Raw genomic sequence first — 24943 nt, forward strand, 5'->3', positions numbered from 1 at the left:
TCGCTCGTGTGCAGTGGAAATCCTTTTTTGAGGTTTTTTTAACCAAAAAAAGATTGCAGCGGATAACAGAATAAAGCTCTTAAAGAAATTAATTAACGATGAAGAAATCCGTTTTAAAAATAGTTTTGGCTCTTTTATGTTTGGCAAGCATCACTTGTGAAGCCCAAAAACAACAAGCCAGAATCACTGTAAAAGGAACTCAGTTTTACAAAGGGAACAAACCGTATTCTTATATTGGAACCAATTATTGGTATGGAAGTTTGTTGGCTTCGAAGAAAATTGGCGACCGAAAAAGATTGATTCGGGAACTGGATTTAATGCAAAAATACGGTATTGACAACTTGCGAATTTTGGTGGGGGGCGATGGCGGAACATACGATTATACCGTTCGTCCAGCTTTGCAGTACGAACAAGGAAAATACGATCAAGACTTACTCGATGGTTTGGATTTCTTAATTGCCGAAATGGGCAAACGCAAGATGTACGCCGTGTTGTACTTGACCAATAACTGGGAATGGTCTGGCGGGATGTCGCAATACTTGGAATGGAATGGAAAAGGTGCAATTCCGGTTCCAGCAATTCCACCCAACACTTGGCCTCAGTTTATGAGTTATACCGAGAAATTCCACAGTTGCGAGCCTTGCATGGAAGCGTTGAACAATCATGTGAAATTTATTTTGGGAAGAACAAATAAGTATACCAAAAGAAAATATACCGAGGACAATACCATTATGGCTTGGCAAGTGGGAAATGAACCGCGCACGTTTACTCCCGAAAACGAGGCTAAATTTACCGTTTGGCTCAACAATATTGTCAACTTGATGGATAGTTTAGACAAAAATCATTTGATTTCAACTGGTTCTGAAGGAAGAAACAGTTCGAACGATAGCATGGAAACTTTTGAAAGAACACATACAAATCCGAATATTGATTATTTAACCATGCACATTTGGCCCAAAAACTGGAATTGGTACAAAGCGGACGATGCTGAAAAAACATTACCAGCAACGCTAGAAAATGCTGGGAAATATATTGACTTACACGTTGAAGTCGCCAATCATTTAAAAAAACCCATCATCATTGAAGAATTTGGTTTGCCAAGAGAAAATGAAGGTCTAACAGCAACAGCTTCGGTAATCAACAGAGATATTTTTTACAATTATATATTCCAAAGAGTTGCGGAAAGTCATAAAAGAAATGATGCCTTACAAGCGGCCAATTTCTGGGGTTTTGGCGGTGAAGGAAAAGCGGTTAACAAAGACGGAAAATGGAATCCCGGTGATCCATTGACCACAGACCCACCACAGGAACCACAGGGTTTGAACTCTGTTTTTTCTGCGGACAAATCGACTTTAGAGATTGTAAAAAAGTATAATTTAATGTTGAGATAATAAAGGGAGCAAATTTATATTTGCTCCCTTTATTATTATCCCAAAATGTTTTGTATTGCAACTAATTCTTCTTTGGAGAAAGCTAAATTCTGCAACGAATCAATATTATTGTTTAATTGTCCCACAGAACTGGCTCCAATCAAAACCGAAGTAACTCTGTTGTCTTTCAGTAACCAAGCCAACGCCATTTGTGCCAGAGACTGATTTCTTTCTTTCGCTATTTCATTCAATTGAATGATTTTCTGGATTCTTTCTGCCGAAACCTCATCTTCTTTTAAATGTCCGTTTGGATTGTGAGCACGAGAATTTTCGGGAATTCCTTTTAGGTATTTATCAGTCAAAAGCCCTTGTGCCAAAGGTGAAAAAGCAATACAGCCCACCCCTTTTTCTTCTAGAACATCAAGCAATCCTTCTTCAGGAGTTCTTACAAACATCGAATATTTCACTTGGTGAATCAAACAAGGCGTCCCCAATCGTTTCAGAATTTCAGTAGCCTGCCTTGTTTGCTCAGGATTGTAATTTGAAATTCCGGCATATAATGCTTTTCCGCTACGAACAGCATGATCCAACGCCATCATGGTTTCTTCCAAAGGAGTTTCAGGATCAAAACGATGCGAATAGAAAATATCAACATATTCCAAATTCATTCGTTTCAAACTTTGGTCTAAACTCGACAACAAATACTTGCGGGAACCCCAATCGCCATAAGGTCCATCCCACATCGTGTAACCTGCTTTGGTCGTGATTACGATTTCGTCGCGAAGGTTTCCCTTAAAATTATTTTTAAGAATAGTCCCAAAATTAGTCTCTGCCGAACCCGGAACCGGACCGTAATTGTTGGCCAAATCAAAATGAGTTATTCCTTTATCAAAAGCAGCTTTGGCAATACTTTCGGCATTTTCAAAAGAATCAACTGAACCAAAATTATGCCATAATCCTAACGAAATTTGTGGCAATAGTAAGCCGCTTTTTCCACATCTATTGTATTTCATTATATCAATTTTAAGGTTTGATTTAATTTTATAATTGGTAAAGTTCGCATTCGTAAATTTATAATACAAATAAACCCGACTTGTTTTTGAGTACAAATCGGGTTTAAAATTAGTCCATTCTATTAAGTGGAATAGAATTAATAGAATGAAAAATTACTTCTCCCTCTTTTTTGGAGCGATTTGAGACGAGGTCTTATTGCAATTCAAAACCACTTTCCAAACCTGTGTCTGAGCTTCCTCCAATCCTAATTTTGAAAGCTCCTGATTCTACCAAATAATTGCCTTCATTATCAAAGAAACCTAATTCCTTGTCAGTCAAAGTAAACGTTACGGTTTTGGTTTCGCCCTTTTTGAGAGTTACCAATTCAAAACCTTTTAATTCTTTTATGGGTCTTGCCAAACTCGCAGCAACGTCTTGGATGTACAATTGAGCGACCTCTTTACCATCATAATTACCCGTATTAGTAATATCCACCGAAACTACAACTGGCTCCCCTTTTGCGAAAGCAGTTCTGTTTATTTGCAAATTTTTATAATCGAAAGTAGTGTAGCTCAACCCAAATCCGAAAGGGTACAAAGGTGTTTTCTCCACATCGGTATAATGCGACCAAAACACATTTTTATCACTGTTTACAGGTCTTCCAGTATTGTAATTGTTATAATAAATTGGTACTTGACCTACATTTCTAGGGAAAGACATTGGCAATTTTCCACTTGGATTGTAATCTCCATACAACACTTGAGCCACGGCATTTCCCGTTTGTGTTCCCAAATGCCAAGCCTCAATAATAGTTGGAATATGTTCTGCTGCCCAAGGCAAGGCTAATGGTCTCCCGTTGTTTAAAACCAAAACAATATTTGGGTTTACTTTGTATATTTCTTCCAACAATTCCTGTTGAACGCTTGGTAAATCCAGGTTCGTTCTACTGCGTCCCTCTCCCGACTGGAAGCCGTGTTCTCCCATGACCATCACGACTACATCCGCATTTGCCGCTGCTTTTTTGGCCGCATCAAATCCGGTTTTGTCTGTGGTATTGAAAACCAATTCATCCACAAAAGCCGCTTTGCCTAAAATCAAGTCAGCTCCTTTTTCAAACGTCAATTGATTGTCTTTGTACTGTTGCATGCCTTCGAGAACCGAAACTGCAGTATTGTCATCCGAAGCAATTCTCCAGCTTCCCAAAGGACTGTTTTTATCATTGGCCAAAGCTCCGATCAATGCAATTTTCTGTCCGGATTTTTTTAGCGGAAGCAATCCCTTTTCGTTTTTCAACAACACAATCGATTTTTTGGCCATATCCAAAACCGCATCGTTATTCGCTTTGTTGCCTATCGTTGCTTTTTCTCTTTTTTCATCACAATATTTGTACGGATCATCAAACAATCCCAATTCAAATTTCACTCGCAAAATTCTGCGAACTGCATCGTCAACCAAGGCTTCTTTTACTTTACCTTCTTTGACCAGTTTTACCAATTCTTCTACATACAAATGCGACTCCATATCCATATCCGAACCAGCGTTTACAGCTTTTGCAGTAGCATCAGCACCGTCTTTGGCAAATCCGTGAGCAATCATTTCCCGAACCGAAGCCCAATCTGAAACCACAAAACCGTCAAATTTCCATTTGCCTTTTAGAATATCTCTTTGCAAAAAACTATTTCCGGTTGCAGGAACTCCATTCAAAATATTAAACGAATTCATCATCGTACGAACACCCGCATCCGTCGCCGCTTTAAATGGTGGCAAAACCGTATTGTACAATTTAGAATTGCTTATATCCACTGTATTATAGTCCCTGCCCGATTCGGCAAAACCGTACGCCGCAAAATGTTTGGCACAAGCTGCTATCGTATTTACTTTTTGCAAATCAGCTCTTGTGTCACCTTGAAAACCAGTGATTCGGGCAATGGCAATTTTACTTCCCAAATATGGGTCTTCTCCCGCTCCTTCCATCACGCGTCCCCAACGCGCATCCTGAGAAATGTCGACATTAGGACCAAAAGTCCAATTGATTCCAGATGCCGAAGCTTCGTCTGCCGCCACCTGAGCCGATTTCTTAATCGCTTCCATATCCCAACTTGCCGCTTCAGCCAGCGGAATCGGACTCAAAGTTTTGTATCCATGAATTACGTCAAAACCAATAATTAAGGGAATTCCCAATCGGGTTTCCTCAACGGCAATTTTCTGAACTGCTTTTACTTCTTTCACTCCACGAACCGACAGCATCGAACCTACCCAACCGTCACGTAAATGTTTGTATTTCAGTTCGGCATTTCCTCCTTTTGGAGCCGGGCCGGTTACTTCCCAAAAACCGTTGTATTGGTTCATTTGCCCGACTTTCTCTTCCAGCGTCATTTGTTTCATCAACAAATCGATACGTTCTTCAATGGGTTTTGTTTTGTCTAAATGTGGTATTTTCTGTGCAATCATAGTTCCTGTGGTAATCAGGGTAAAAATCCCTGCAATAATTAATGTATTGTTCTTCATAATTCGTAATTTATTTTTTGGGCGTATCCCTCCAGAAAAAGTCGGGTCGGGCTATCCGTTACAATCTCCCGAGAAAAATCGGGAGGATTTTCACTGCTATCCCTTACGCGCACTTACAACATCTTTTCTCCTTATCTATCAAGTTTTCAGTCGCAGTCACACTTTTCAGAATTGACTGCAAACATTATAATTTACATTATAAACAATATAGACAAAAAATATCCCAATGATTATCGGTTGAAAACTGAGAATGAAAACTGAGACTTCCTCTATTTACTCATAAAAGACGAAGCAGGCAAATTTGCTTTATTGAAAAGAGTCGACTGATCCGTATTCTTCCAAGCGTAACGCACTTTCACAGGTATTTTTACTTTATCCGATTGTACTACGACAGTATTGTTCTTGATTACAGCAGTCGCTTTATAGAATACATTGTCAGTTCCTGCAACTTCAAACAAATCGGCTTTCTTGTCTTTAAAATACAAACCTTCTGAATAATCAAAAATGACTGTTATTTTACTTTTTTCAACTTTAATTCCTTTATAAAGCGGGCCATTCACCAATGCCGAATTGGTTTTATACGTATTCACCAAAGCCAAATTCGCCAAACGAGTCCCAACCGATTTTTTGTCTTTTGGATGAATCTCCTCAGGGGTAGAAATGTCGCTTGTCAATACCATTCCGGTATTCGGAACTTCCTGCAAAACTTTTCGCTGTGCATCGCGAATGATTGAACCTCCAAAATGATCTTCTCCATATTTATAAGGCGCAATCTGAACATAGTAAAACGGAAAATCATATTTCCATACTTGTCTCCACGAAGTAATTAAAGCCGTCAGTGTTTTGTCATAAACCGCTGACCCCACGTTACTTTCGCCTTGGTACCACAACGCCCCAGCTATTTTAAATTGAGTCAGCGGATAAATCATAGCATTAAAAGCACGTCCTGGCTGATTCGGACCATAGCTTTCTTCTTTCCTAGTTTTCGCCGATTCTAATAAAACTGAATCGTTTTGAATCACTTCTTCTGGCATCCAAATCTCCGCTGGTGTTCCGCCCCAATTGGACGAAATCAAACCGATAGGCACGTTTTTCAATTCTTCCTGCAAACGCTTTCCAAAAAAATAACCCACTGCACTGAAATATTTCATTGTTTCGGGTGTGCATGCTGTCCAAGTTCCTGCTATATTATTTTGGGGAGTTGTAGCCGTTAATTTCGGTACCAAAAACAAACGAATATTTGGGTTCGTAGCATTTTTTACTTCCTCATCGCCATTCTCAATTCCCCAACTAGCGTTCATTTCCATATTGGATTGTCCGGAACAAATCCAAACTTCGCCAATCAAAATGTTTTTCAACACAATTTCGTTATATCCTTTTATCGTAATCGTGTAAGGTCCTCCCTCTTTTGGAGTGGGAATATTAATCTCCCATTTAGCCTGATTACTGGCTTTGATTTTATAAGTTTCATTGTTCCAACTTGGCGTAATCACCACTTCCTCCTGCGGATTTGCCCAGCCCCAAATGGCAACTTCGGCATTTCGTTGCAAAACCATACTATCCGAAAAGATATTCGGAAGCGTAATATTTGCGAAAGCGGTATTTGATACTATCAGTAAGAAAACAAATCTAAAGATGTTATTTTGCATCGAGTAATTTTTTAAAGAAAGGAATTAATTGGTCAGCCATTACTTTATCATCTGCAATATCGGGATGATAGCCACAGCCTTTTGGACTCATTGGTTGAAATTCAAACAAGGCAATGGGTTTATGAATGGTGTCGTTTTCAAAAGCCTGAATCACTTTTTTCAAGCATTTCACCAAAGTTACATTTCGCTCTCCCGAAACCATCGGACTGTTCAACAAAACAATTCGGGTATTGGGTGCGTGTTTGTATACCGTTTTGATAAAATCAATATAATTCGAAACGTATTTCTCTTCATTAAACGGCAATCTTGCTTTTTTGCCATCACCGTCAGAAAGATCATTGGTTCCCAAACAAATGCTTACTAAATCGGGTTGAAAAGCAAAATCATACGGTTTCGTTTTATCTTTATTCAGGTATAAATTTTCATAGACATCGGGAATAATAGCTTCGTCCAGATGTTCATCATTCCAATTGCGGTACATTCCGTATCCCGAAACGGAACTCAATACAAAATCAGCATTTAAATCTCTTGCAAGCACTGGCCCATAAGCCCAATACGCATTGTGCTGGTCAAACCAATCTCCCTTCCCACACGGAATTTCAGAAGCATCATTTCCAAAACCACACGTTATAGAATCACCGATGAGTTCAATTTTTTTCTTTTTTTGAGGAGCAGAACTTGCTATCAATTTCGCCGTCGTTCCTGCAAACAAAACACTGCCGGTAGTAGCTTCTGTGGCTTTATAAATCGAAAGATGATGTGCTTTTTTGCTTTTTGAAATTGTAATTGGGAAAGATTGTACAGTTCCTTTTTCGATTCGTATTCGTCCGATGTATTTTCCGTCGAGTTCTAGGGAAACATAGTTTTGATGTTCCCAAGAATCGATGCTTTGCAAGGAAATAGTACAGGAATTTCCTTTAAAATCAAATGACACAGACGAAGCAGAACCAATAAGCATCACTTTATTATCTTGGATTTTTTCAACTCTCCCCTTATATTCAAAAAGCGATTGGGTTACGACCTTTTTTTGGGCAGTAGAAACGAACGAAATGGTAATGAATAAAAATAAAAGGTATTTTTTTAGGCAATTCATAATCTTTTGGGACTTTTGTAATAGTATAGACAACAAATATAAATTGATTGTGAATTACTATTCGATACTATTTCTTCAAACTATAATCAAAAATTTTCAACAGTCTTGTTTGCAAACAAAAAAACCACCTGAAGAGGTGGTTTCATATACTTTCTTATTTAAATCGGGAACTCGATTATTGAAATGCCAACGATTGAAACCGCTGACGATAATTATACCATTGGCAAATATAAAATAGACCAATCTACTTGTTCTTTTTCTCCAATACTTCCTCAAAAAATAATTCCGTAGCGAAGGCTATGCAATGATTTTTATCATTGTCTTGAAAAAAAACAACTTCGCATCTTTGGACTATTTTATATCCACTAATGGTATTAAATCTTGAATTACTGTTTTTTTGAATAATGGCAAAAAAGCAAAATATTCTCTTTTAGCCCCGACAGAAGGGAAAATCCTTGTGAGCTGGGGTTCAGCTCATAAGATTGGAATGATGGCGGGAACTAATGCTTCCTGAAAATGCCTAATGGTTCTGCTCCAAAAATTAATCTTAAAAATTAACTTTTCACTCCAGTAGCCGCTGCAACAACAGTTCCTTTTATAGTCAAAACTTTTACAGTTGTTTCAGCATTTGTAGTTACCGATACTGTTTTTGTAAATCCACCTGGATTAGCCGCATTGTAGGTAGCTGTAACGGTTCCTGATTTTCCTGGAGCAATTGGCGTTTTGGTATAATCTGTTGCTGTACATCCGCAAGAACCTTGAACATTGGTAACGATTACAGCTGTTTTTCCAGTGTTTTTGAATTCAAAAACAATTGGTTTTGGAGTGTTTTGAGGAATGGAACCCACATCTATGCTTTCACTTTTCCATACAATTGAAGAAGCTGCAATAGCTACTTTTGAAACTATTGCTTTTACAGGTTCGATGGCCGAAAATGACATTAATCCTAGAGTTAATGCCAACATTGAAATTTTAATCATTTTCATATTATTTTGTTTTATGGGTTACATTTTTTAATAATCCAAAAGTAGAGTAGAAAATCAAACCCCTTTGTTAAGCGGTATTCAATCTTTGTTAACGAGTTGTTAATGCAGAAAAGTCAAGCAAATTTTGATTAATATTACATAATGAAACTGACCAAACTCAATAGCAGCATCCTAATCGGGTTAATCGCCATTATAGGAATCCTAGTAGCGCAATTGCTTTGGACGAAAGAAGCTTTTAGTATTGAAGAAAAAAAATTCAGTCAAAGAGCACATGTCGCCTTACTGGAAGTTGCCAAAAAATTGTATCAAGGAACCAATCAAGAACTTCCTGGGAAAAATCCAGTGCGGAAAATCTCCAATGATTATTATATTGTCAATATCGATAACGATTTTGAACCCGAAATTTTAGAGTTTTATCTCGTATCCGAGTTCAAGAAAATGAACATCACCACCGATTTTGAGTATGCCATGTACAATTGCCAAAGCGATGAAATGGTCTATGGCAACTACATTTCGCTATCCGAAAAGAAACAAACCAAACATTCTGTACATTTCCCCAAACACAAAAATTTGGTCTATTATTTTGCTATTCGGTTTCCAAATGAAACGAGTTATTTGTTCAGTTCCTTACGGTTTTGGTTTGTGCTTTCGATTGCTTTAATTGTCATTTTACTGGTTTATGTCTATTCCATTTTCACGCTTTTACAGCAAAAGAAATACTCCGACTTGCAACGTGATTTCATCAATAATATGACCCACGAATTCAAAACGCCTTTGTCCTCCATATTAATTGCTTCCAATTACCTCATCAAACAAAATCCAATTCTGCAAGATGAAAAACTGGAAAAATACACGCACATTATTATTGACCAAAGCAACAAGCTGAATCAGCATATCGAGAAAATTCTAAGCGTTGCAAAATCGGATAATGCTCCGTTAATATTGAATAAAAAAACGCTGAATGTTTTGCCGATTTTAGAAGCTGTAATTGAAAACAGTACCCTAAAACATCCTGAAACCCAAATCGAAATTAAAACCGATTTAGCAACCGTAACCATTGAAGCGGACGAATTTCACTTTACCAATTTGGTGTACAACCTGCTCGATAATGCGATAAAATATAGCGAAAACAAACCCGAAATTTGTATCGCTATTGCAAAAGTTGGAAAGTATCTACAATTCGATTTTATCGATAACGGTATTGGAATTGATTCCAAAAACATTCCCTTTGTGTTTGATAAATTTTATAGAATTCCGAGTCAAAAAAGCAATGAAGTCAACGGTTTTGGATTGGGTTTGTACTATGCCAAGAAAGTATGCGACCTCCACCACTGGAAAATAAACATAAAATGCAATCCCAAAAAAGGCTGTACCTTTTCACTTTTAATTCCTCAAAACTAAATGAGTACTGTTCGAATATTGTACACCGAAGACGATGCCACCTTAGCATTCCTGACCAAAGACAATTTGGAGCAAAACCGCTATGAAGTGACGCATTGCGAAGACGGGAAATCGGGTTTTGAAGCCTTCAAAAAAGGAAGTTTTGACATTTGTATTCTAGATATAATGATGCCAAAAATGGATGGATTTGAACTGGCCACCAAAATCAGGAAACTCGATGTCGATGTTCCCATTATTTTCCTGTCGGCCAAAACCTTAAAAGAAGACCGCATCAAAGGGCTTCGATTGGGTGCCGATGATTATCTCGTTAAGCCTTTTAGCATAGAAGAATTACTCCTTAAAATTGAAATATTTCTAAGACGTTCCCGCAAAAACAATTCGGTTGAAAAATCAATCTACGAAATCGGGAAATACCAATTCGACACCAAAAATTTCATCCTTTTTAATGAAACCGAAAAAATACCGCTCACCCAGCGCGAAGCCGATCTATTAAAATTATTCCTCGACAATAAAAATGTGGTTTTAAAACGAGAACAAATCCTAACCTCTCTTTGGGGTGACGATGATTATTTCATGGGACGCAGTCTCGATGTTTTTATTTCCCGCTTGCGCAAAATTTTGGCAAACGAAAAAGGAATAGCGATTGAGAATTTACACGGGATTGGGTTTCGGTTTAAAGCGGAGTAAAGCTAAAAAGAAGAATTACTATAATACTATTTCTCAATATTGTCTACTCCCATTTTTGTCATTCCGACAGAGGAGGAATCTCCACAATCTATTCCAAGCAGTATTTCCTTCCCTCAAGATTGGCATTCCCAACGATGGAATTATGTTTGCGTTTTATTTATAAACAAAACACTACTTTAGTACTATGCAATTTCAAGAAGGGTATCATACTTATTACATTTACATAATCACCAATAAAGCAAAAACTGTTTTATATACTGGTGTTACAAATCATTTAAAAATACGCTTAGAGCAACACAAAGACAATATCATATCTAAAACTAAAACATTTGCCTCTAGTTATAATGTTCACTTTTTGCTTTACTATGAAAAGTTTACTTGGATTCAAGAAGCCATTGCACGAGAAAAAGAAATAAAAGGCTGGAGAAGAGAAAAGAAATTAGACCTCATCAAAACAATCAACCCTGACCTATGTTTTTTGAATTACTTATTTGAATAAGATTGTGGAGCTACTTGTGGAGATTCCTCCTCCGTCGGAATGACAAGTTTGTACGGAAACTGTGTGGCAAAAACTTTGACAAACAGTTTCTTCAAACCTATAAAAACCAAAAAACCACCTAAAATCATCAGGTGGTTTCCCATTTCTTATAAAAAAATCTACAAAGGAATATTCCCGTGTTTTCTATTTGGAGTTACACTTACTTTATTCTCCAGCATACTAAACGCTTTTATCAGTTTACGTCTGGTGTCTTGCGGTAGGATCACCTCATCTACAAAACCACGTTGGGCTGCAGTGTATGGATTAGCAAACAAATTGGCATATTCGGCTTCTTTTTCCAAAAGTTTGGCTTCATGGTCATCGGCTTCACTAATTTCTTTCTTGAAAATAATTTCCGAAGCGCCTTTGGCTCCCATAACGGCAATCTCGGCAGTAGGCCAAGCAAAATTCATATCGGCACCAATGTGTTTGGAGTTCATTACATCATAGGCACCACCATACGCTTTACGCGTAATGACGGTCACTCTTGGTACAGTTGCTTCGCTCAATGCGTAAAGCAATTTAGCACCATGTACAATAATTCCCTCCCACTCTTGATCTGTTCCGGGTAAAAAACCAGGTACATCTACCAATACTAATAATGGAATATTAAAACAATCGCAAACACGAGTAAAACGCGCTGCTTTTTTGGAGCTTTTTACACCCAATACTCCCGCTAAAAAATTGGGCTGATTGGCAATAATTCCAACACTTCTTCCTGCTAAACGGGCAAATCCCACGATGATATTTTCGGCGAAATTTTTATGAATTTCATAAAAAGAATCTTCGTCAATTATTCCTTTAATTACATCATGCATATCATACGGTTTATTGGTACTGTCCGGAATTACAGTCGCCAATTGCATTCGGATTTCATCTCCCAATTCATACGGCAAACTTTTTGGTGTTTCCTTATTGCTTTGTGGCAAATAGCTCAACAAACTTTTTAAATCTTCCAGACATTCTATATCATTTCCCGAAGTGATATGTGCCACCCCCGATTTGGTTGAATGCGCCAAAGCACCACCCAATTCTTCAGAAGTTACAGTTTCATTAGTTACTGTTTTTACCACATTGGGACCTGTAACAAACATATAACTGGTACCTTCGACCATCATAGTAAAATCGGTCATCGCCGGAGAATATACCGCTCCACCGGCACATGGTCCCATAATTGCAGATATTTGCGGAATTACACCACTAGCCTGAACATTACGATAAAAAATATCAGCATATCCGCCAAGGGAACGAACACCTTCTTGAATACGAGCGCCACCTGAATCGTTTAGACCAATCATTGGAGCTCCCATTTTGACAGCCATATCCATTACTTTGCATATTTTTTCGGCGTGTGTTTCGGACAAAGCACCTCCAAAAACAGTAAAGTCTTGAGCGAAAATATAAACCAATCTGCCGTTGATGGTTCCATAACCCGTAACTACTCCATCGCCATAATACAATTCTTTTTCCATTCCAAAATCGGTAGTACGGTGTGTTACCAACATCCCGATTTCCTCAAAAGAACCTTCATCCATCAAATAATCAATACGTTCTCTTGCTGTTAATTTTTTCTTTTCGTGTTGCTTAGCAATACGTTCTTTTCCACCACCCAAAAGGGCTTGTGCTATTTTTTCGTTTAAGATTTCTATTTTGTCTTGCATACTTTCTTTTTTAACAACTAATTTTTAGTAACCAATGAAACAACTGAAAACATTTTCGAAAACATTAAGTGAATAAGAGAAATTAAGTTTTGCTTTTTTCTTACTGAAACTTAATACTTAATGATTGAAATATTTTTAATTCGGTAAGCGTATGATTTTTTGATCTTCAAAATACTGCTTCAAAGCTATCAAAGCAGCAATTTCAGCTTCTTGTTCCATTAAATTTTTCAACATATCTGCATTGTAAAATTTCTTTACAAAGTTGGTGTCAAAATGACCGGACAGGAATGCTTCATGCTCAAATACGAATTTCCCAAAAGGCAAAGTGGTATGCACTCCTTCAATTTTATATCCATCAATGGCTTTTACCATCAACTGAATAGCTTCTTCACGGGTTTCTCCGTATGTTATTAGCTTAGCCAACATCGGGTCGTAATAAATAGGAATATCCATTCCTTGTTCAAACCCATTATCTACTCGAATTCCTTCGCCAACTGGCAACTGATACACATCCAAATGTCCTACACTTGGCAAAAAGTCGTTCATCGGGTCCTCTGCATATACACGCAATTCCATAGCATGTCCTTTTATTTCGAGATCTTCTTGTTTGATAGCTAATGCTTCTCCTCGAGCTACGCGAATTTGCATTTCGACCAAGTCAACGCCTGAAATCAATTCGGTAACTGGGTGCTCTACTTGCAAACGGGTATTCATCTCCAGGAAATAAAAATTATCATTTTCATCGTATAAAAACTCCACTGTACCTGCCCCTAAATAATCACAAGATTTGGCAACCAATACTGCTGCTTCCCCCATTTTTTTGCGGGTTTCAGGACTTAAAACACAAGAAGGAGCTTCTTCTATTACTTTTTGATGACGCCGCTGAATACTGCATTCTCTTTCAAACAAGTATAATACATTTCCGTGGCTGTCTGCCATAATCTGAATTTCGATATGTCTGGAAGAGGCTACATATTTTTCGATAAAAACGGATCCATCACCAAAAGCCGCAACTGCTTCGCTTATTGCTCGATTCATTTGGGATTCAAAATCGCTTTCTTTTTCTACCACACGCATTCCTTTTCCGCCACCACCTGCAGATGCTTTTATCAAAATAGGAAAGCCAATTGTTGTTGCCGTTTTTTTGGCTTCATCAATATCAATAATAGCATGATCAACACCAGGAACCATTGGAATATTGTATTTCATTACTGCATCTTTAGCAGCAAGTTTACTTCCCATAATTTCAATAGCCTTTGCCTTTGGACCAATAAAAATAATTCCATTTCGCTCTGCTTCTTGAGCAAATTCGGCATTTTCGCTTAAAAAACCATATCCTGGATGAATCGCATCTACATTCAATGCTTTGGCAACCTCAATAATTTTGTTTCCTAACAAATACGATTGATTTGATGGAGATTCTCCTATCCAAACTGCCTCATCGGCGAATTTTACATGGGGTGCATTTCTATCGATTGTCGAATAAACAGCAACTGTTTTTATGCCCATCTTCTGAGCTGTTTTCATTACTCTAATGGCAATTTCTCCTCTATTGGCAACTAATATTTTCTTCATAAATTACTCGAATTCAATTAACAAATCACCTTTTACTACCGAATCTCCTACTAAAACCGAAATCGATTTGATTACACCATCTCTAGGAGAAAGAAAACTATTTTCCATTTTCATTGCTGTTAGAATCAATAAACAGTCATTTTCTTTAACGATTTGCCCCACTTCAACTCCAATTTCCAAAATTAATCCAGGCATAGGAGCTTTTATAGCATTCACTTGCTTCACTTTGCCTACTTCAAATCCCATATCTTTAATTAAAAGATCCAATGGATTTGAAATAGCAATCACATAAGTGTTGTTATTTACCTTAACCGTATATTTTTTTTGATTGAAATTCGAAGCGATAATTTTCGCTTTAAAAGGTGTGTTTTGATGTAGTACATGAAATTCATTGACTCCCGTAGGTACGGCATCCAGTTGAGAAATACTTTCCTTTTCAAAATCAAAATGGAAAGTATCATTTACCGCTATTTTGTAATTATCACTCATTCTTTACTCTTTTTAGAGGAGTAAAAGTATAAAAAGAAAACGTTTTCGTAAATAAAAATTTAAATTCTTGGCAAAATCAACTGAAGAGTTAAAATCTGGGCGTGCCTCCACTAGAAAATGGGCCAGCTACACTTTGCGCATATACAGCCCATTCGCTACTGGAGTCGGGGTATCCGCATTACTTCGTTAACTTGCTTCAAATAAAATTCACTGAACTCCGATGAAAATAAATGCATCGTGAAGTAATCTCTCAAGCGAACCCGTTGAACTACAAAATTAGATGATAAAATGACATATTACGGATTTGCCATACCGAACGGAGGAGATATCACATTATCTGAATTACTTGATGTCATTCCTCCTCCGTTCGGAATGACAAAATATTATAAGGAGAAAAAAATCTACAACACAAGCAACCCAAATTCTCGCAATATATTCACTGATTTTGAATACCAAAACAACTCAAAATCTTCCAATTGCTGTTCAAAATCGGCTTTTATTTCCTGAAAAGAATAGGTTTTCACATTCGAAACTGAGATTTTATGAAGCATTTCAACCAGCCATTCCCCTTCTGTTTTATTGGTTTGGATCGTAAAGCTTTCTTTTTTGTCATGAAAAGTCAAACTCATCATTTCCCAAGAATTTCCTTTTTTGGATTTGGTAAAATGTTCTACAATTGGTTTTCCTCCCAGCCAGACAATTTTGGCAGTCGGTTTGGTATTAAAATTAGTTTCTTCTTGAAGTGCATCAAAAATAAAATCTGCACCAATTTTCGTCTTGGGAATTTTGAAATCAAACCAATCCTGCAACTCGTAATCAAAACAGATTCCGTGCATAAAATTGAACAACGATTTCTTGAGTCCGAAACTAAATTTATCATGATCGATTCCCGTTAAATCGACAAAATTAATATCATTATTGGCAAAAGTTCCAATGGTTTCTGCTTCTTTTACGGCTCCAAATTGCTCTGGAAACATTCCCACCGGACTGTGCGCCGTCATCGCAAACTGATGCCAAAACCCTGATTGCAAAACTCCCGCTTCAAACAACTGACGCACCATTTCGAGGCTGTCCACCGTTTCCTGAACTGTTTGCGTTGGGTAACCGTACATCAAATAGGCGTGAACCATTACTCCTGCTTCGGTAAAATTTCGGGTAACTTTGGCCACTTGCTCTACCGTAACTCCTTTGTCAATCAGTTTCAACAATCGGTCCGATGCCACTTCGAGTCCACCCGAAACTGCAATACAACCCGAAGCTTTGAGCAACAAACACAAATCTTGAGTAAAACTTTTTTCGAATCGAATGTTTGTCCACCACGTTACCGCCAGTTTTCGGCGAAGAATTTCGAGTGCCAAAGCTCGCATCAAAGCGGGTGGAGCAGCTTCATCCACATAATGAAAACCGGTTTCGCCCGTTTGGGCAATCATTTCTTCCATTCGGTCACACAATAAACTTGCAGCAACTGGTTCATACACTTTTATATAATCTAAAGAAATATCGCAAAATGTACATTTCCCCCAATAACAACCGTGCGCCATCGTGAGTTTGTTCCAGCGTCCGTCGCTCCACAATCGATGCATCGGATTGACGATTTCGATAACCGAAATGTATTTATCCAAAAGCAAATCTGAATAATCAGGTGTACCTACTTGAGATTGTTTATAATCGGGTTTAGTTGAGTTGTTTTTATAAACCACTTTTCCGTCTTCAAGAAGAAAAGTTCGTTTATATTGCTTCTCGTCCCTCGACTGCGCTCGGGAAGACACGCTCGAAGTGACAGCATTTATAAGTTCCTCAATCGGAGTTTCGCCATCATCCAAAGTGATGTAATCGAAAAACTCAAAAACTCGGGCATCCGAAAGTGAACGCAATTCAGTATTGGGGAAACCGCCACCCATAGAAATCTTGATATTCGGATAATGCTTTTTCACCCATTGTGCCGAGCGAAAAGCCGAATATAAATTCCCAGGAAACGGAACAGAAATCAGAAATAATGTCGGCTGAATCGTTTCTATTCTTTCCTTCAAAATCGAAAGCAAAATGTTATCAATATAAGTGGGTTCTTGTTCTAAAGCTCCATACAATTCATCAAAAGAATTAGCTGAACGCCCTAGCCTTTCTGCATACCGACTGAAACCAAAATTTTCATCGACACATTCCACTATAAAATCCGAAATATCCTCAAGATACAAAGTTGCCAAATGTTTGGCTTTGTCTTGTGTTCCCATCGTTCCAAAAGCCCAATCGAGTTCTTCCAAATGTGCAAACCGTGAAGCTTCGGGCAGAAAATCTTCCTGACAAATTTGAAGCGCCAAAGTTGGATTCTTCCCCTGCAAAAATGCAATAACCGAATCGATGGTTTTGATGTACTCGTCTTGTAAAGCGAGAATTCGTTTCGAATTGTCGGACAGTTCTTCAAACTTTAGACTTTGAACTTTAAACAAATCTTTTAAACCTTCTTTCGAAAACAATTTCAAAATCACTTCAATCCCTAAATCTGCCTGAACCGATTCAATATTTTTGGTATTCAAAAACCCTTTGATATAAGCCGTTGCTGGATAAGGCGTATTCAGTTGGGTAAACGGGGGCGTGATAAGGAAAAGTTTGGTTTTCAAGGAATATTATTTTGTGCAAAAATAAGGGATATTTGGAGACTTTTCAGAAAAGATTTTATGAGCTATATTTTGAGATTTTTAATTTTATTTAGTAAAAATTTAATTACATTTGTACGCATATATTTTTTTCCTATGAAGCGAATTTTACTTCTTTTTATTTTATTACATCTAAGCATTTTATCCTTTTCTCAAAAAACAAATCAAGACTCTACAGCAACCAAATTTTTATTTGAAGATAAAAATGGGCGTTTAATTCAAGATTTAGAACAACAAAAACAATTTTTTAAGATTCGCGAAGAAAAAAAGAAAGCAGAAATACTGAATTTGAAAAAAGTAAATCAGAACACGAAAAAGGGAAATTCAACTTCAAGAGCAGAAGCGCTACTTCAAGCAGTAGAAATCTGTACTAATGGAGGTTTTGAGCAGTATGAAAATATAAACGGAAGTAGTTATCTTAAGAATTTTCTGTACACAATAGGTGATCCTCCTGGTCCAACGCAATGCCGTTCAATTACCAATACCGCCGATTCCTACATCAATCGCTATGACCCTAATAATATGAATATTATGGCAACGGGGGTTTCTGCAAATTTAATTGATCCTTATATAGGAGATATTAAAGCATTTGATCAATATGCACTTAAAATTAATCATGAAAACTCATCTACTTATGGTTCTATTGTTCAAGGCAAAAGGTTTAAAACAAATAATGAAAATTATCTAAAATTCAACTACAAAGCAGTATTACAAAGCGTATACGACAACAGTCATACAGATAATCAAGCATTTGTTAAAGCCCGGATTTTAGATAAAAATAAAGTAGTTGTAAATGAATTTTGTTTGGTAGGAGATGAAAAAAACTGCATTTTCTCTAAAGTTCCCAGTCAAACTTCTGATTATGTTACCTTATATACTACCAATTGGCAATCTGGATTTTTAGACATTTCATCAATCCCAAATAATGAAGAATTTACCGTCGAATTTATGGCTTCAAGATGTGGATTAGGTGGACATTATGGGTATATGTATGTTGATGATATTTGCTTATTGCATTCTACAGAGAATCTTCAAGGTTCTGTAGAACTTGAATCCTTGAATAAAGTTTGTCCTAGCTTACCCGTTTCAGTATGTGGCACTTATACTATTCCAAATTCTGGAGGAATTTCCGCATCTGTAAAAAAAATTACGTTAACTGTTTACAACAGCAATAACGTTTCTGTTTATAGTACATCGACTACCTCAAGCCTAGACACCGCAGTTAAAAAGTTTTGTTTCACACTAAATGCCAGTGATTTCCCCAATAGTACCAGTGCAAATTACAATGTAGGCGTACAAGTAGATTATAATATTTCTGGAACTTCTTGTACGGGGACAACATTTAATTCTGCCATAGATCCTGACGCAAATTCTGGCTGGGATATTTCTTTTTTGAATTGTACTTCAAATTGTAACATTAATGTAACGACTGCAAAAATATCTCAATGTGATGCTAATCATGATGGAAGTGAAAATTTTGATTTGTCTAAATTAAATGCTGCAGTGGTAACTTCTACTTCGGGTTTAAATTTTAGTTATTTCAAAAATTACAGTGAGGCACAGGCCAACTTGAATGCTATTTCCAATTCCATAAGCTATCCAAGTTCAAGCACTTCTATATATGTTAGAGTGAGTAAGGATGCTACTTGTTACAAAATAATTTCTGCCGATTTAGAAGTAAGAAACCCCACAGCAACAATTTCAGGTATTTTAAATATTTGCTCAGGAAGCACGGTGTTGACTGCTTCTTTGGGAGCTTCATATCTGTGGAGTACAGGAAAAACAACGAAAAATATTACGGTAACTTCATTAGGAAATTACTCTGTTACTGTTACTGATTCTTTTGGATGTAGTAGCGATGCGCGGGTTACAATCGAACCTAGTCAAACTGCTGTATCACCTGTCTTGCAAGTCACACAACCCTCTTGTTTTGCCACCACAGGAACAATAAAAATAACTTCACCGGCATCACAATATAGTTTTGATGATGGCGCAACTTGGAGCACAAACAATACAGAGAGCAATTTGTATCCAGGAACCTACTTAGTAAAAATAAAGACAATAAATGGATGTACTTCCTATTCTGAAAGTGTAACTATCACAGCTGCTTCTACTTTATATCCAAATTACAGTTATACCAATCCTTTATTTTGCGGAGATACTGGCAGCATCACCATTACAACTCTAGCTTCATACTATAGTTATGATGATGGCGCAACTTGGGTAAATAATTCTATTGCCACCAATCTTTTGCCTGGAAATTATAAAATTCGCACGAAAGATTTACAAGGCTGTATTTCATCGGCCAACAATGTACTCCTTAGTAGTAATACGCTGGAAACTCCAACTTATACAATAACACAACCCGCTTGTTCTGAAGAAGGAAGTATTACCTTTAATACGCTTTCTGATTTTTACACTTTTGATGGCGGAAACACATGGGTTACAAGCAACAAAATGAGCAATTTAAATACTGGAAGCTATTCTTTAGGGATAAAAAATGCAATAGGTTGCACTTCCAACTATACATATGTTTATTTGAATGATTTTGAATATTCCTATCCTGAATACACTACAGAACAACCTGTTTGCGGAAAAGATGGAAGTATTACGATAACTACAGTAGCAGACTCCTATAGTTTTGATAATGGATTAACTTGGACTAGTAATAACGTTAAAATTTTACCTTTTGAAACCTATCTAATAAAAATAAAAAACAGTGCGGGATGTATTAGTTCTGGCTCTTATGTTTCTCTATATCAACCCTACCTGAATCAGCCAATTATTAGCATTGAACAGCCAACTTGTGGACTAGACGGAAAAATCACTATCAACTCATTATCTGATTTTTACAGTTTTGATAATGGTATAACTTGGACAAAGCTCAATTCGAAATCATTGCCTCCCGGTAATTATCAAATAATTATAAAAAATAGTATTGGTTGTACCTCTTACCCCAGTTATTCTTATTTAAACAATCCAAATATAGGTACACCTACTTATACTGTTGTTCAGCCCACTTGTACAACTTCGGGCAGCATTACCATAAATACAGTTGCCGATTACTATAGTTTTGATGGAGGCAGTACATGGGGAACTTCTCCTTCCCTATCAAATCTTAATTCTTATGGATATTATAGCATTGTGATAAAAAACAATTTAGGATGTATTTCTAACTATGAGAATATTTCTATAAACGACCCAAAACTTCCTGATCCAGATTATACAGTTACCAATCCAAGCTGTGGAAATATTGGCAATATTACATTCAACACCATTGCAGATTATTATAGTATAGATTACGGTGCAACCTGGAGTACAAAAAATGTCTTTAATAATGTAAGCCAAGGATCTTACTATTTAATGATAAAAAAAGCGAATTGTACGTCCAATAGCATTTCCATTTATATGGATAACTTGAATTTGGCACAGCCCAATGTTACCATAACTCAACCAACTTGTGGAACAAAAGGCACTATTAAAATCAATACTACTGCTGATTTTTATAGCATAGACATGGGGACTAATTGGGTAACAAATCCAGTTTTTTCGAATCTTTCAGAGGGATGGTATTACCCAACAATCAAAAAAAACAAAGGTTGTGTTTCAAACTTTAACCCAGTAAATCTTCAAACTTTTTATCTCCCTGTTCCTACTTTTAAAACAACACAGCCCACTTGTGGAAACGGAGGAACCATAACCTTTACTTCAACAGAAGCAAAATATAGTATAGATGGAGGCAAAACTTGGAGTGCCAATTCGGTATTTACTAATTTAAGTCCAGGCTTTTATTATTTAATGGTAAAAGACACTGCTGGGTGCACATCTAATACCTATGGTGCATACACTACCCTACAACAATATTATTTACCAAATCCAGATTTCGCAGTAATTCAGCCCAGTTGCGGTGTCAATGGAAGCATTACTATTGCAACAGTTGCAACTTCTTATAGCTTTGACAATGGTGCTAATTGGACAACAAACCCAGTTCTTTCCGGACTTACTTCTGGCTATTACAACATAATGATAAAAAATGCAGCTGGCTGTATATCCAGCAGTTTATCAATACCTATCAATCCATATTATCTTCCCAATCCAAATGTAATAGTAGTACAACCCAGTTGTGGAAATGGAGGAAGCATCACAATTACAACTCCTGCTGACAGCTATAGTTTTGATGGAGGTACCACATGGACTACCAATCCCATTTTACTAAATCCTACATTGACATATTATACTGTTCTCATTAAAAACGCAACGGGTTGTATATCAAATTCACAATATTTCTATATTGAAAAATATTACTTAGCCTCACCAAATATAACCTCCATACAACCCACTTGTAGTAACCCTACCGGGACTATATTAATAAATTCTACCGCAGATCAATATAGCTTTGATGGAGGAATAACCTGGACTACTAATCCTGTAAAGAAAAATTTAGCTGGTGGTTCTTATAATGTACTAATAAAAAACGCTTTGGGCTGTACCTCATACAGCAGTTATACTTATATTAATACACCTCCTGCAATTCCTGCAGCACCCGCTGTACAGATAGTTCAACCTTCCTCATGCGGAGCCACTGATGGTAGTATCATCATAACGACACCTGCCATAAGTTATAGTTTCAATGACGGAAACAGCTGGACAACAAGCCCAACAAAAATAAATGTAGGAGCAGGTACGTATATTATTAAAATCAAAACAAATTCTTATAGCTGCGAATCATTAACAACGATTGTCAATTTGAGTTCTGGCAGTACAATTGCGTCTCCAGCTTTTACCACAACTCAACCCAACTGTAGCTCTTCAAAAGGTGCTATAACAATTACTACAAATGCTGCAACTTATAGTTATGACAATGGATTAACCTACATTTTTTCTAATACAAAAACAGATCTTTCTCCAGGAAATTATTTCATAAAAATTAAAAATTTAGCAGGTTGTGTTTCAGATGCAGCTTCGGTCACTATTTCGGCAGTATCACCACTTCCAGCTCCTGCCTATAAAGTCATTCAGCCAAATTGCACCAATTTCACAGGATCAATTTCTATTGATACCGTAGCCGATTTTTACAGTTTTGATAACGGAATTACATTTGGAACATTCAATACAAAATCTAATTTATCGCCAGGAACCTATAATTTAATGATTAAAAATAATTCAGGTTGTATTTCTCTAGGTGCACCAGCCACTATAGATGCTGCACCTACAATTCCTGAAGCTCCACAAGTTGTAGTCACAGACCCAATAGGTTGTAATTCAGCTAAGGGCAGCATTAAGGTTTCAACTGTTGCGAATCAATATAGTTTTGATGATGGTACTACTTGGATTAGCAGCAATACTGCTAGCTTATCACCCGGAAATTATTTAATTAGAATAAAATACACCAATGGATGCTCGTCTGTTGGGTATAAAGCACTCATCAATACGCCTCCAGATGCCCCTTCAACTCCAATGTTAACTGTTATGCATCCTACTAGTTGTAGTAATCCATTTGGCTCAATTTTAATTACCAGTACGGCTTATCAATATAGTTTTGACAATGGTGTAAATTATTCAACCAATCCAAATTCTGGCAATTTAGCAGCCGGAACCTATCTGGCTCGGGTTAAAAACAGTAGTGGTTGTGAATCTCCCCCAATACTTACAGCCATTAATACACCAACAGATTATCCTAACAATCCTAAATTTACAACTATTCAGCCTGATTGTAATAATCTTAAAGGGATTATTACAATAACAGACAGTGCATCAGAATATAGTTTTGATAACGGTGTTAGCTGGTCTACAAATTCAACGCAATCAAATTTTGACCCCAAAAGCTATTTTATTAAGATAAAAAATAATAATGGCTGTATTTCAAAGGCGACCACAGTTGCTCTAATTCCTTTTACAAATTTTACTCAAAAACCAACTGCGGCAACTCCGCAAAATTTCTGCATTCAACAAAATGCTACTTTAAATTCAATTAGTATCACAGGACAAAATATAAAATGGTATGATTCATTAAATGCTGGAAACCTTCTACCAAATACCACTTTACTTCAAAGTGGAAAAACGTATTATGCTTCGCAAACTATCAATAGTTGTGAAAGTGAAAGAATTCCAGTAGCAATTAACATTCAAAATACATTGGCTCCAACGGGAAATACAAACCAAACTTTTTGTACAGGACAAAACCCAACAATTGCAAACATCCTAGTTACTGGAAGTTCAATAAAATGGTATGATACTGCAAATAATGGCTCTCTATTAGCCGAAACAACTAATTTGCAAAATGGCAAAACTTATTATGCTTCGCAAACCATCAATAATTGTGAAAGTCCTAGATTTGGAATTACCGTTTCTATTGTAAATACACCAAATGCTCCAACGGCAAATGGTAATCAAGCCTTTTGCAAAAGCGAAAATACAACGCTGAACAATATTCAAATATCGGGGCAAAATTTAAAATGGTACGACTCTAATACATCTGCAACTTCTTTAGCAAATACCACTTTAGTACAAAATAATACGACCTATTACGTTTCTCAAACCATAGGTTGCGAAAGTAGCAGACTGGCTGTTTTAGTAAATGTGTATGATACGCCATTGCCAATTGCAAATACCTTACAAACTTTTTGTATTGATGAAAATGCTACATTAGACAATATTGTTGTTACTGGACAAAACATAAAATGGTATGATGCTCCATCTTCAGGCAATATTTTGACAGCCGCAACAGCTCTTGAAAATAAAACGTATTATGTTACTCAGACAAATAATAATTGCGAAAGTAACAGACTTGGAATTGCCATAAAAATTCAAGACACACAAGCACCGGTTGCTGATGCAAATCAGAGTTTCTGCATTCAACAAAATGTCAAAATCAATACTATCAAAATTAATGGTCAAAACATTAAGTGGTATAATACTGAAACCGATGGAATAAATTTATCAGAATCAACACCACTTGAAAACGGAATTACCTATTATGCTTCTCAAACCATTTATAATTGTGAAAGCAAAAGAACTCCAATAGCAATTCAAATTCAGGAAGCCACAAACGCTGATTGTATTAATTTTGAAGATGAACTTCCATTTCCAAAATTCTTTACGCCAAATAGTGACGGATATAATGATACGTGGACAATCGACTTTGAATATTTGGAGCCAAATTCAGTAATTAGAATCTTTGATCGCTATGGAAAACTCATTAAAATATTAGCAACTAATACTTCATGGGATGGCAACTATTTAAATCAACCCTTGCCATCAACAGATTATTGGTTTGTCGTTACCCGATTAAATGGAGCTGAATTTAAAAACCATTTTAGCTTAAAACGATAAAACTAAA

14 protein-coding genes are annotated in these 24943 nt (G+C 36.8%); 5 read left to right on the forward strand and 9 right to left on the reverse strand.

Translation table 11 applies throughout. The features are described 5' to 3' along the window. Positions 1-98 precede the first annotated feature (98 nt). The gene (locus tag KZH69_RS10295; RefSeq protein WP_219317353.1) at positions 99-1391 is read left to right on the forward strand and encodes a glycoside hydrolase 5 family protein; all 1293 of its coding nucleotides are present in this window, start codon (positions 99-101) and stop codon (positions 1389-1391) included. Between the two features lie 35 nt (positions 1392-1426). Here KZH69_RS10295 and KZH69_RS10300 read toward each other — a convergent pair whose 3' ends face one another. The 5 genes from KZH69_RS10300 to KZH69_RS10320 all read right to left on the reverse strand — a co-directional run bounded on the left by KZH69_RS10300 (position 1427) and on the right by KZH69_RS10320 (position 8593). Further along, positions 1427-2383: an aldo/keto reductase gene (locus KZH69_RS10300; protein WP_219317354.1), complete on the reverse strand. Its 957-nt coding sequence runs from the start codon at positions 2381-2383 to the stop codon at positions 1427-1429. 193 nt (positions 2384-2576) lie between these two features. After that, positions 2577-4871 carry a beta-glucosidase BglX gene (gene bglX, locus KZH69_RS10305; RefSeq protein ID WP_219317355.1) on the reverse strand — a complete coding sequence of 765 codons (2295 nt, stop codon included), beginning with the start codon at positions 4869-4871 and terminating at the stop codon, positions 2577-2579. A gap of 269 nt (positions 4872-5140) precedes the next feature. Then, positions 5141-6520: a sialate O-acetylesterase gene (locus tag KZH69_RS10310; RefSeq protein WP_219317356.1), complete on the reverse strand. Its 1380-nt coding sequence runs from the start codon at positions 6518-6520 to the stop codon at positions 5141-5143. Continuing rightward, entirely contained in the window at positions 6510-7613 is a 1104-nt protein-coding gene (locus tag KZH69_RS10315) for an SGNH/GDSL hydrolase family protein (protein ID WP_219317357.1), read from the reverse strand. The genes KZH69_RS10310 and KZH69_RS10315 overlap by 11 nt, the downstream gene beginning before the upstream one ends. 554 nt (positions 7614-8167) lie before the next feature. Then, complete coding sequence (locus KZH69_RS10320; protein WP_439649439.1) at positions 8168-8593, reverse strand: DUF1573 domain-containing protein; 426 nt, start codon at positions 8591-8593, stop codon at positions 8168-8170. A gap of 147 nt (positions 8594-8740) precedes the next feature. Here KZH69_RS10320 and KZH69_RS10325 point away from each other — a divergent pair, with 147 nt between their 5' ends. The 3 genes from KZH69_RS10325 (at position 8741) to KZH69_RS10335 (ending at position 11186) form a co-directional block, all read left to right on the forward strand. After that, positions 8741-10000 carry a sensor histidine kinase gene (locus KZH69_RS10325; RefSeq protein WP_219317359.1) on the forward strand — a complete coding sequence of 420 codons (1260 nt, stop codon included), beginning with the start codon at positions 8741-8743 and terminating at the stop codon, positions 9998-10000. Further along, entirely contained in the window at positions 10001-10687 is a 687-nt protein-coding gene (locus KZH69_RS10330; RefSeq protein WP_219317360.1) for a response regulator transcription factor, read from the forward strand. A gap of 184 nt (positions 10688-10871) precedes the next feature. Continuing rightward, entirely contained in the window at positions 10872-11186 is a 315-nt protein-coding gene (locus KZH69_RS10335; RefSeq protein ID WP_219317361.1) for a GIY-YIG nuclease family protein, read from the forward strand. A gap of 158 nt (positions 11187-11344) precedes the next feature. Here the strand turns inward: KZH69_RS10335 and KZH69_RS10340 are convergent, their stop codons facing one another. The 4 genes from KZH69_RS10340 to KZH69_RS10355 all read right to left on the reverse strand — a co-directional run bounded on the left by KZH69_RS10340 (position 11345) and on the right by KZH69_RS10355 (position 17568). Further along, on the reverse strand, positions 11345-12886 hold the full coding sequence (locus tag KZH69_RS10340) for an acyl-CoA carboxylase subunit beta (protein WP_219317362.1): 1542 nt from the start codon (positions 12884-12886) through the stop codon (positions 11345-11347). Positions 12887-13021: 135 nt separating this feature from the next. After that, a complete protein-coding gene (locus KZH69_RS10345) occupies positions 13022-14461 on the reverse strand; it encodes an acetyl-CoA carboxylase biotin carboxylase subunit (RefSeq protein WP_219317363.1) in 1440 nt (479 codons plus the stop codon). Positions 14462-14464: 3 nt separating this feature from the next. Next, complete coding sequence (locus KZH69_RS10350; RefSeq protein WP_219317364.1) at positions 14465-14950, reverse strand: acyl-CoA carboxylase biotin carboxyl carrier protein subunit; 486 nt, start codon at positions 14948-14950, stop codon at positions 14465-14467. Positions 14951-15351: 401 nt separating this feature from the next. Further along, positions 15352-17568 carry a B12-binding domain-containing radical SAM protein gene (locus KZH69_RS10355; RefSeq protein WP_219317365.1) on the reverse strand — a complete coding sequence of 739 codons (2217 nt, stop codon included), beginning with the start codon at positions 17566-17568 and terminating at the stop codon, positions 15352-15354. Between the two features lie 132 nt (positions 17569-17700). Between KZH69_RS10355 and KZH69_RS10360 the strand changes: the two genes are divergently transcribed. Beyond that, positions 17701-24936, forward strand: coding sequence for an Ig-like domain-containing protein (locus KZH69_RS10360; protein ID WP_219317366.1), 7236 nt, complete (start codon positions 17701-17703; stop codon positions 24934-24936). The last annotated feature ends 7 nt before the right edge of the window (positions 24937-24943 follow it).

The organism is Flavobacterium taihuense, assembly GCF_019351435.1.
GTDB classification, from domain to species: domain Bacteria; phylum Bacteroidota; class Bacteroidia; order Flavobacteriales; family Flavobacteriaceae; genus Flavobacterium; species Flavobacterium taihuense.

Excerpts from the sequence above, each read along its gene's own strand:
- KZH69_RS10320 (WP_439649439.1), bottom strand. The coding sequence starts at position 8,593 with ATGATTAAAATTTCAATGTTGGCATTAACTCTAGGATTAATGTCATTT.
- KZH69_RS10300 (WP_219317354.1), bottom strand. The coding sequence starts at position 2,383 with ATGAAATACAATAGATGTGGAAAAAGCGGCTTACTATTGCCACAAATT.
- KZH69_RS10310 (WP_219317356.1), bottom strand. The coding sequence starts at position 6,520 with ATGCAAAATAACATCTTTAGATTTGTTTTCTTACTGATAGTATCAAAT.
- KZH69_RS10340 (WP_219317362.1), bottom strand. The coding sequence starts at position 12,886 with ATGCAAGACAAAATAGAAATCTTAAACGAAAAAATAGCACAAGCCCTT.
- bglX (WP_219317355.1), bottom strand. The coding sequence starts at position 4,871 with ATGAAGAACAATACATTAATTATTGCAGGGATTTTTACCCTGATTACC.
- KZH69_RS10345 (WP_219317363.1), bottom strand. The coding sequence starts at position 14,461 with ATGAAGAAAATATTAGTTGCCAATAGAGGAGAAATTGCCATTAGAGTA.
- KZH69_RS10350 (WP_219317364.1), bottom strand. The coding sequence starts at position 14,950 with ATGAGTGATAATTACAAAATAGCGGTAAATGATACTTTCCATTTTGAT.
- KZH69_RS10330 (WP_219317360.1), top strand. The coding sequence starts at position 10,001 with ATGAGTACTGTTCGAATATTGTACACCGAAGACGATGCCACCTTAGCA.
- KZH69_RS10335 (WP_219317361.1), top strand. The coding sequence starts at position 10,872 with ATGCAATTTCAAGAAGGGTATCATACTTATTACATTTACATAATCACC.
- KZH69_RS10315 (WP_219317357.1), bottom strand. The coding sequence starts at position 7,613 with ATGAATTGCCTAAAAAAATACCTTTTATTTTTATTCATTACCATTTCG.
- KZH69_RS10295 (WP_219317353.1), top strand. The coding sequence starts at position 99 with ATGAAGAAATCCGTTTTAAAAATAGTTTTGGCTCTTTTATGTTTGGCA.
- KZH69_RS10325 (WP_219317359.1), top strand. The coding sequence starts at position 8,741 with ATGAAACTGACCAAACTCAATAGCAGCATCCTAATCGGGTTAATCGCC.
- KZH69_RS10360 (WP_219317366.1), top strand. The coding sequence starts at position 17,701 with ATGAAGCGAATTTTACTTCTTTTTATTTTATTACATCTAAGCATTTTA.